Annotated in this window: 5 protein-coding genes; 4 read left to right on the plus strand and 1 reads right to left on the minus strand. The window is 37.7% G+C overall.

The genetic code is table 11. The features are described 5' to 3' along the window. Positions 1–118: 118 nt before the first annotated feature. Positions 119–4,072 carry a two-component regulator propeller domain-containing protein gene (locus BLQ57_RS15470; RefSeq protein ID WP_087940427.1) on the minus strand — a complete coding sequence of 1,318 codons (3,954 nt, stop codon included), beginning with the start codon at positions 4,070–4,072 and terminating at the stop codon, positions 119–121. A 219-nt stretch (positions 4,073–4,291) separates the two neighbouring features. On the opposite strand from BLQ57_RS15470, the gene BLQ57_RS15475 reads away from it, so the two are divergent. The 4 genes from BLQ57_RS15475 (at position 4,292) to BLQ57_RS15490 (ending at position 8,795) form a co-directional block, all read left to right on the plus strand. Then, a complete protein-coding gene (locus tag BLQ57_RS15475) occupies positions 4,292–5,008 on the plus strand; it encodes a LytR/AlgR family response regulator transcription factor (protein ID WP_087940426.1) in 717 nt (238 codons plus the stop codon). Beyond that, positions 5,008–6,504, plus strand: a complete 1,497-nt coding sequence (locus BLQ57_RS15480; RefSeq protein ID WP_087940425.1) for a sensor histidine kinase — start codon at positions 5,008–5,010, stop codon at positions 6,502–6,504. The genes BLQ57_RS15475 and BLQ57_RS15480 overlap by 1 nt, the downstream gene beginning before the upstream one ends. 24 nt (positions 6,505–6,528) lie before the next feature. Then, on the plus strand, positions 6,529–8,049 hold the full coding sequence (locus BLQ57_RS15485) for a sensor histidine kinase (RefSeq protein WP_087940424.1): 1,521 nt from the start codon (positions 6,529–6,531) through the stop codon (positions 8,047–8,049). 140 nt (positions 8,050–8,189) lie between these two features. Continuing rightward, positions 8,190–8,795 (plus strand): hypothetical protein, encoded by a 606-nt coding sequence (locus BLQ57_RS15490; RefSeq protein WP_087940423.1) that lies wholly within the window; start codon positions 8,190–8,192, stop codon positions 8,793–8,795. Positions 8,796–9,001 lie beyond the last annotated feature (206 nt).

The raw sequence follows: 9,001 nt of genomic DNA on the forward strand, positions 1-9,001 counted from the left end.
CGGAAACAGTACGGGTTCGAAGGTTGATTCTAACCATTCGGGCTACATTTCGATTTTGAAACTCTCTTTTCTCTTGTGCTACATGTAATCCAATGCACTCCTGAAATAAACACTTTTTTTATCTTATTAAGCTTTGCTGATATTCTACGGGAGTCATTTGATAGGTTTCTTTGAAGCATTTGATAAAATAGGATGGTGAACTGAATCCCACCGAATATGCGATTTCAGCTATGGTATCATCTGTTTTCTCTAGTTTTTGTAGAGCTTTGCGTAAGCGCTGATCCCGAATGAAAGCAGAGGTAGACAATCCTGTCAATGCAGTGAGTTTGCGATGCAGTTGCATGCGGCTCATCCCCAGTTTCTGACTGAAGTCATCCACCGAAAAATTTGATTCCAGGAGGTCTGAATCAACGATTTCTTGAATTTTTTGTAGGAATTTTTCATCAGTGGAGCTGACAGCTATTTCATTCGGAGAAATGAAATTCCCTTGAGAATAGCGGATTCTGAGTCGATTTCTGAGTTCGATTAGTTTCTCAATTCGCATCGCTAATTGTCGGGAGGAAAATGGCTTTTGAATGTAATCGTCCGCACCAACTTCCAAGCCGATGAGTTGTGTTTCTTCCTCAATTTTTGCAGTCAGAAGAATGATGGGAATATGGGAAGTTTTCTCGTTTGTTTTGAGCTCTTTGCAGAGAGTGAGTCCATCTATCTCTGGCATCATGATGTCTGATAAAATCAAGTCAGGGATATGTTTGTAAGCCTCATAAATCCCCTCTTTGCCATCTGCAGCTTCGACGATGTGATAAGAATGACTGAGCTCCTTCACCAAGAAGTCCCTCAAACTTTTATTGTCTTCTACGATCAGGATTCTTGGTGCTTGATCACTAAGCTTGGTATCGGTCTCACTTCTTTTTATTTCAGCCATTTCCCATTCATCCTCATCCACCACTTCTGAAGGATGAAAAGAATATTTATCCAAGGAGAACTCCATTTCGATGCTTTTGATTCTGCTTTCCTTTTGACCGAATGTAAATGAACCATGGTGTGAAATAATCAGTTTTTCGATCAGTTTTATTTTCAAGTCAGGATCCTCAAATTTATTTCGGGAAGTTAGATTATCTTTTTTATTTAATTTGGACAAATAAAGTTTGAGCTTTTTGGGAGAATAACTGACCTGGAATCTTACCACTTTATTATTATAAATTGCTTCAAAACCGATGGTACTATTGGTTTCTGCTTCCTGAATCACAAAGTGAATAAGATTTTCCAGAATTCTCTCTATTTGATCCGAATCAAACCAGACTTCAGTAATCAGCGGAATAGTGGATTTAATCGTGAGATTTTTTTTGGTACTGAGTTCATAAAAGTTGACAAGAACCGATTGGATCAAAAGACCGAGATTACCTTTTCTGATCTTTAGTGTAGTTTTTTCTGCTGTGATTTTTCGGATGGAGAGGATTTTGTCTATTACTACCAGTAGTTTTTTGGCATTTTCTTGAATCAGGTTTAATTGAGACTTTTGAATTGGATTTTCACACTCTTGAATCAGTCGTTCGGTGGGACCCATGATCAAGCTCAGCGGGGTTCGCAATTCATGGGAAATATTGCTGAAGAATGCCGATTTTAATTGGTCGATTTCTTTGAACCGGAGGGCCTCATGATTTTTGATTTCCAATTTGTAGTTCATGGCCCAACGCCACTTGAGGTACTGATAGATGAGGATAAAAAGTCCTGTCAAAATCAGCAAATAGGAGAGTTTGGCTAAAAAACTTTGGTACCAATGGGGAATGATTTGAAATGAGAAATTGACGGGAACATCATTCCAGACACCGTCATAGTTACTTCCTTTGACCTGAAATTCATAATCTCCCGGATTTAGGTTTGTATAGGTAACCGAATTATTCCCCTGTTGGATTTTCCATTTTTCTTCATAGCCGCGAAGGCGGTATTGATATTGGTTTTTTTTGGGATCGGAGAAAATTAAACTAGAAAAATGAAAGGTCAAATCGTTTTCAGTTGGCCTAAATCGTTTATTGGGTTCTGGTGAATATTCTTTAGGACCATTCGAGATTTTAGTGAAAGCTACTTTTGGGATGCTTTGATTTTGTATGATTTCCTCTCCTTTAAAATGGAGTATTCGATCAAATCCCCCAAAAAATATTCCCACCATTGGAGTTGAGGTAAATGCTCCGGGATTAAAAGGAGAGGCTAAATTCTCCGAATGGGTATAGTTAAATATGGCAAAGAGATCATTTGGTTTTTGCTGAATGGAAGAAATTCCCCGATCGGAGCTGATCCAGATCTTCCCTTCTTGATCTGCTGTAATTCCATGAATTTGCACTTCTTCAAACTCCCTTAATTCAGGCTTGTTTGTCCAAGTTTTTGTTGCTAAATCAAATAGCTTTATTCCTTGATTATTGGTTCCTACCCAAAGTTTTTTTAAATCATCTTTGTAGAGGGAAGTAATTTTTGGTGCGGAAACCGAATCTTGCAGTGCTTGAAATTCATTTGTTGTGACATTGAGTTCAATCAGTCCTTTGGTCTTTGTGGCCACAATAAATTCATTTTCCTTTACTTGAACTAAATCGACAATGTGATTATCCGGAAACGGATTTGGGGAATCTTCTCTATACTGGTAGGATTTTAAGATTCCTCTGATGGGGTCAAACTGAAGCAGTCCTTCATTCCAAGTGCATATCCAAAACCGATTTTGTTCGTCTTTAATAATACGTAAAATCTGGCTTGCAGATAGCGCAGGTTGAGAATTTTCATTGAAATGGCGGATTGTATTCTCCTTGAAGTTCAAAATGCTTAGTCCTTCATTTTGATAGCCTATCCAGATTTCTTCATCGATTCCTCCAAGGCTTATGATTCTATCCTCTTTTAATTTTACTGGATAGTCAGAAGATGAAGAGTAAGAATTCCATTTTTTAGATTGCAAATCGTAAAAAATTAATCCGTTTCCGGCGCTTCCTATCCAAAGTCTTTTTTTGGGATCTACATATACAGCTCGAATATTTTCTAAGTGAATGTAACTTGGTGCATCATCATTGGAAATCACCTGAAACTTGTCTAGGTAAGGATCAAAAAAATTCAATCCTGCTCCAAGTGTTCCGATCCAAGTAGTACCAGCGTAGTCATGGTACAAAGCCGCAATGTCATTTACTTTGATAGAATAAGGATTGGTCTTTTGATGGTCCAGGTGTTTAAAACTTTTGTGTGTCAAATCATAAATAAATACTCCCAAACCATAGGTAGCTATCCAAAGCTCATTTTCATTTTTCAATTTGAGGTCCAAAATCGGGGAGTTAATTTTAACTTTTGGGGTCAAGGAATCAACTGGTTTTAAGGTTTCTGTCGAATCAAAAGAATAAAGCCCATTTTCGAATGTGCCGATCCAAAGCTTACCTTCTGCATCGATTGATGCTGAACTAAATACCAATGAATCTGTAGATGACTGGGAATACAAAGATTTAAATTCCTTGGTTTGAGTATTGATTTTTCCAATTTGATTTTTGAACAGTATGAAAACTTCTTGGTCTCTTGTTGGATTTTTGAATAGGCCGATGATTTCCTGATCAGGTTTGGCAAGAATCAATTCCTTAATTTTGTCATCTTGTTGGTAACTAAAGAGTTGACCACTTAATGTCCCAAAAAGAATGTTTCCAGATTGAGCTTCCGTCATGGCAGTTACTGAATTGACATTGGGTATTGTGATAAATTGATTTTTTTCCCTATCAAAAAAATTGGGATGGAGAGATCCTGAGATTGTCCATATCTTATTTTTAGAGTCTATCATCAAACTGCTTTTGAGCAAAAGATCCCTGTCAAGCAGAAAATTGAAAACTTTGGGATAGGTTTTGATCTCATAGCCGTCATATCGGTTGAGTCCTTTTTCTGTGATGATCCAGAGAAACCCATCCTGATCTTGCTCAAGGTCTAAAACCCTGTTGTTGGTCATCCCATCCGGCATCCACACTTGATGAAATTTTGGATTTTCCTGCGAAAAAACTTGAATAAAAGAGAGGCTTACAGCACCCAATAGAAAGCAGATAAAAGCTATTTTTTTCATGGTTTTCTAGTTCATGAAAATGAAATTATCATTTGATTGGACTTGATATAGGGTATGTATCAAATTCTTTGTAATTGGTTAATTTGAGATTGAACCAAATAATTATTGCTTTTTAGCAAAAAAAATCAGTGATGCCTGTTTAAAACCTCTCCAAAATGAATAAATAGGTGTATTTTAGTTTTTCCTTTTCAGCAAATTGTTTAGATAAATCTATGTTTTATGATCAGAGTTGCCATTTTGGATGATGAGTCAAAATCTATCCGATCGTTAGTTTATGAGTTGGAGCAATTTGAAGACCGAGTAGAGATCGTTGACCAATATACTCGTGTAGAAGATGCCTTGAATAAGCTGTCGGAAAATCAACTGGATTGTCTTTTTTTAGATATCGAAATGCCCGGAATGGATGGTTTTCGATTTTTAGATCAATTACCTGACAAATCTTTTGAAATCGTTTTTGTGACGGCCTATTCCGAATACGCTATTCAGGCCATACGTGAGCGTGCTTTTGATTATTTGCTCAAACCTGTCGACGGAGAAGATTTGGATAGGGTATTGACCAAATTAGAATCTCAAAAATCCAATCAATCTACCCCGGCGAAAAGAGGTAAAGTTATTTTGAATACTGATCAGGAAATTCACGTAGTAGACCCTGATGAAATCTTATTTTGTCAGAGTGAAGGAAGTTATTCTTGGGTAATTCCCCAATCGGGTAATAGGATTTTGGTCTCCAAGAATCTCAAGCATCTTGAAGGCATTCTTCCCGATCGGCAGTTTTTCAGAATCCATCACAGCTATTTGGTCAATGTCCGGCGTATCGCAGTTCTGGATAAATCTCACTCCAATGTAATCTTGGATTCAGGGGTGAGTTTGCCTCTTTCCAGGCTTCGCAAAAAAGAATTTATTGAAACCTTAAAATCCACTCAAAAGTCAGGCTGATGGAGGGAATCATAAGTTTTTTACAAGATAGCAATTACAATGGATTGGGCTTTAGTATCATTTCCATTCTATTCTATTTATCAATTTATCACTTTGTCTTATACCTCAAAAACAAAGACAAATTTTATCTTTTCTATAGCATTTATGCTTTTACCAATGTCCTGATATTGGTACCTATTCCGTACAATGTGTTTTTGCAGGATATTTTCTTGGCATTTCCTAATTTTTTTATTGAGTTGGATTCCCCTTTAAAATTTGCCAGCTATATTTTGTTCTCTTATTTCGTGATCGAAGTCCTTCATTTAAAAAACCACCTTCCAGGATTTGTTCGTTTTTTTAATTACTTCACAGTAGCTGGAATAGGTATCTATGTGATATTGGGGGGGATTGAATTATTCCGTCCAGAGATTGATTTTTCGCACCACTTCTTTTATTTCATTTTTTTGCCCATTTACTTTTTAGTGATGATTTACGGTTCGATCCTGATTGTTCGAATCGATGAAAAGGTCAAAGCCTACATTCTGACAGGTTCCTTATTCTTAGGAGTAGGAGCTATTCTTTCTGCTATCTTGACCGTAGGACAACCGGCTGAGGTGATTGATCAGAATTTTTATGTGTACTACATCGGGGTGCTAGTCGAAAATCTTCTTTTTACATATGCATTGGCTATTAAACAGCGAGAGGTATATAAAGAAAAGCTTCGCTTTCAGGAGGAATTGGTTGTCAAGTTGAAGGAAAACGAGGAGTTAAGAGAGAAGCTAAATCTGCGCCTTCAAAGTGAGTTGGATCAGAAAGAACAACAAATTGTGACTTTGGCAGCAGATGCCGAAAGTGAACGAATGGCACGGGTAAAGGCCCACTATGAACGAGAAATCACAGAATTGCATTTGCGATCGCTCAGAAGTCAGATGAATCCGCATTTTATTTTCAATGCCCTGAATTCGATCAAGGTTTTTCTGATAGAAAATGACAAAGATCGGGCGATTTTGTATTTGAATCGCTTTTCCAAATTGATTCGATTGGTGCTGGAAAGCTCCCGGAAAACAAAGATTTCGCTCGGGGAGGAGTTGGAAATAGCCCAACTCTATTTAACCTTAGAATCGATCCGTTTTGAAGAAGGCATCGATCTGAAAATGGAGATAGCAGAAGATGTCCGACTTAATCAAATTGAAGTCCCCCCTTTACTATTACAGCCCTTTTTTGAAAACTCGATTTGGCACGGACTGATGAATAAAGCTGGAGAGAAATGGATCAAAGTGGTATTGAAAAAACAAAATAATGGTTACCTACTTTCGATTAGAGATAACGGAATAGGCAGAAAAGCTTCGCAAGAAATCAATTCCAAGCGTACGATGAAAAAGGAATCTATCGGAATGAGTCTATCCAAGGATAGGCTGGAGCTCTTCAATAAAAATGAAGCTGTCAATTATCGTTTTGAGATCGTGGATCATTCAGATACAGGGAATACGGGTACTGAAATTATTTTTTGGCTCTAGAGTATTCCTTAAATAAATGGCTTGATGGGAAATTTGCAGGTCTTTTTTGAAAATAGTAATCGGAATGGACTGGCATTAATGGCGGTTTCGATTCTTTTTTACCTCGCAGCTTTTCATCTGATCCTTTTTCTCAAAAACAAAGAAAAGTACTTTTTGTACTACAGTATTTATTCTTTAGTCAATGCAGTGGCTTTGATTGGAAGGCCTCACGATAGTTTTTTGAAGGATATTTATTTTGCTTTTCCCGAGTTTTTCAAACTGACCCTTACCCCGCTACAGTTTGCTAGCTTTATAGTTTTCTCTTATTTTTTGATTGAGATTTTGCATTTAAAATCACACTATCCCAAATTCATTAAATTCTACCTCCATTATACAATCTTCATCTCCTTGGTGTATATGGTGTTTTTTCTAGGTGTTTTCATTTGGGATGGATATGATCTGATGAGGAGTTTTTACTTCTTTGGATTTATTCCAATCACTTTTGTATTCATGCTTATTGGAATTTTCCTGATAATCAAAACTGATGAAAAAGTAAAAGCCCAAATTCTCTATGGCTTTCTAACTATCGGATTAGCTTCTTTTTTAGTTGGTTTTTTGACAGTCGGGAAGGAAGCAAATGCTACCGATCGCTACTTCTATATTTTCTATTTGGGGATTTTGATCGAGAATTTTTTCTTCACCTACGCTTTGGCTTTAAAGCAGCGATCGATTTTTGACGAAAAAATAAAAATTCAAGATGAATTAGTTCATAGGTTTAAAGAAAATGATGACTTGCGGGCTCAATTAAACCGTCAACTTCAGGATGAAATCGTCCAAAAGGAAGAAAAAATTATCAAGCTGGAATCGGATGCTGAATCTGAGCGCATGGGAAAAATCAAAGCCCTTTATGAGCGTGAAATCACCGAACTCCATTTACGTTCCCTTCGCAGTCAGATGAACCCACATTTTATATTCAATGCGCTAAATTCGATCAAGGTTTTTCTCATCGATAAAGAAAAGGATTGGGCGATTTTATATTTGAATCGCTTTTCCAAATTGATTCGCTTGGTTTTGGAAAGCTCACGGAAAGCAAAAATTTCCCTCGGAGAGGAGTTGGAGATCGCCAAACTGTATTTGACACTGGAATCGATCCGCTTTGATGATGGGGTAGACCTATCCATGGAAATTGCCGAGGATATCCGCCTCAGTGAAATTGATATTCCGCCCTTGCTGCTACAGCCGTTTTTTGAAAATTCGATTTGGCATGGTCTGATGAATAAAATTGGGGAAAAGTGGATTAAAGTTAAGGTGACATGCCAAGAGAAAGGCTATCTGCTCTCGATCCGGGATAATGGAATTGGTAGAAAAGCTTCGCAAGAAATCAATTCCAGGCGTACGATGAAAAAGGAATCCATTGGGATGAGTTTGTCCCAAGAACGTTTGGAACTTTTTAATCAAAATGAACGAGTTAAATATCAATTCGAAATAATTGATCATGAAAATGATCAGTTGGGGCCCTCAGGTACGGAAGTGATTTTTTATTTGGAGACTGCTTGTATAAATTAAATTCGCAGATTATCAGCTGAAACTGGCCTGTTTTTTATCTTTTGTTACAAGAGTAGGATCATTTGTTACAGGATTTTTATCGCATTTTTTTTGGGCCGATTACCTTGCCTGTCTCATTTACAAAAAAACTATAGACAGCGATGAAAGCACATCAACTGATTATTTATGCTTGTTTTACCGTTATGATTTTTTCCTCATGTGAAGAAAAGACCACCTCAAATACTGCTGAGGAGCAGGGGGATGGGTTGACCCAAAGTCATGCTGAGTCTTCAATTGGAAAAACCTGGCTTCAGGTACTGATGGAGAAGCAACCTCTGACGGAGGACGAATATATGGCATTGGTTCCTGCGACATTACAAGGATTTCCATTGCAGAGTAAAGAACCTAAATCAGGCTTAAATGGCTTTATTGCTTTTTACAGTCATGAAGAAGGCCGCGAACACCCGGGATTGCGACTGGAAGTGATCGATGGGGCAGGAAATAATCAATTTCAGCATGTCAATACAGTTTATAAAATGCTTGAAACTGTTCGTAATGAATCTGGAGATGATTTCCAATCCGAAATCAAAGACCACCAAGGCGAGCGGGTACTTTTTGTCAGTAAAACCAAGCAGGATCGAAAAGATTTTCAACTCGAATACATTCAGAATCAACGCTATCACGTGGGAATCCTAGGAAATCTGGTGGGGACAGGTGAAATCTACGGAGCTTTTGAGGAGCTTCAAAACAATCAATTTCCAAAATAAAAAACGATGAAATCGAGCATGACCCAAAGCGACACACAGTGGTATACCCCGATGGATCGGGGAATGCTTGCGAAGATTCCATAGCCTGCCCCGACTATTCGGGGTGGCCATTAAAAATCAAATTATAAACACATGAAATATCCATGACGGGAGCGCGACACACAGGGGGATGATTATATCCCAGCATCCACCGTTTTCGTAGAAAT

It is taken from the genome of Algoriphagus faecimaris (assembly GCF_900101705.1).
Lineage (GTDB): Bacteria > Bacteroidota > Bacteroidia > Cytophagales > Cyclobacteriaceae > Algoriphagus > Algoriphagus faecimaris.

What these genes read in the sequence shown, in the direction of transcription:
- BLQ57_RS15470 (WP_087940427.1), bottom strand. Translation starts at nt 4,072, where the DNA reads ATGAAAAAAATAGCTTTTATCTGCTTTCTATTGGGTGCTGTAAGCCTC.
- BLQ57_RS15475 (WP_087940426.1), top strand. Translation starts at nt 4,292, where the DNA reads ATGATCAGAGTTGCCATTTTGGATGATGAGTCAAAATCTATCCGATCG.
- BLQ57_RS15480 (WP_087940425.1), top strand. Translation starts at nt 5,008, where the DNA reads ATGGAGGGAATCATAAGTTTTTTACAAGATAGCAATTACAATGGATTG.
- BLQ57_RS15485 (WP_087940424.1), top strand. Translation starts at nt 6,529, where the DNA reads ATGGGAAATTTGCAGGTCTTTTTTGAAAATAGTAATCGGAATGGACTG.
- BLQ57_RS15490 (WP_087940423.1), top strand. Translation starts at nt 8,190, where the DNA reads ATGAAAGCACATCAACTGATTATTTATGCTTGTTTTACCGTTATGATT.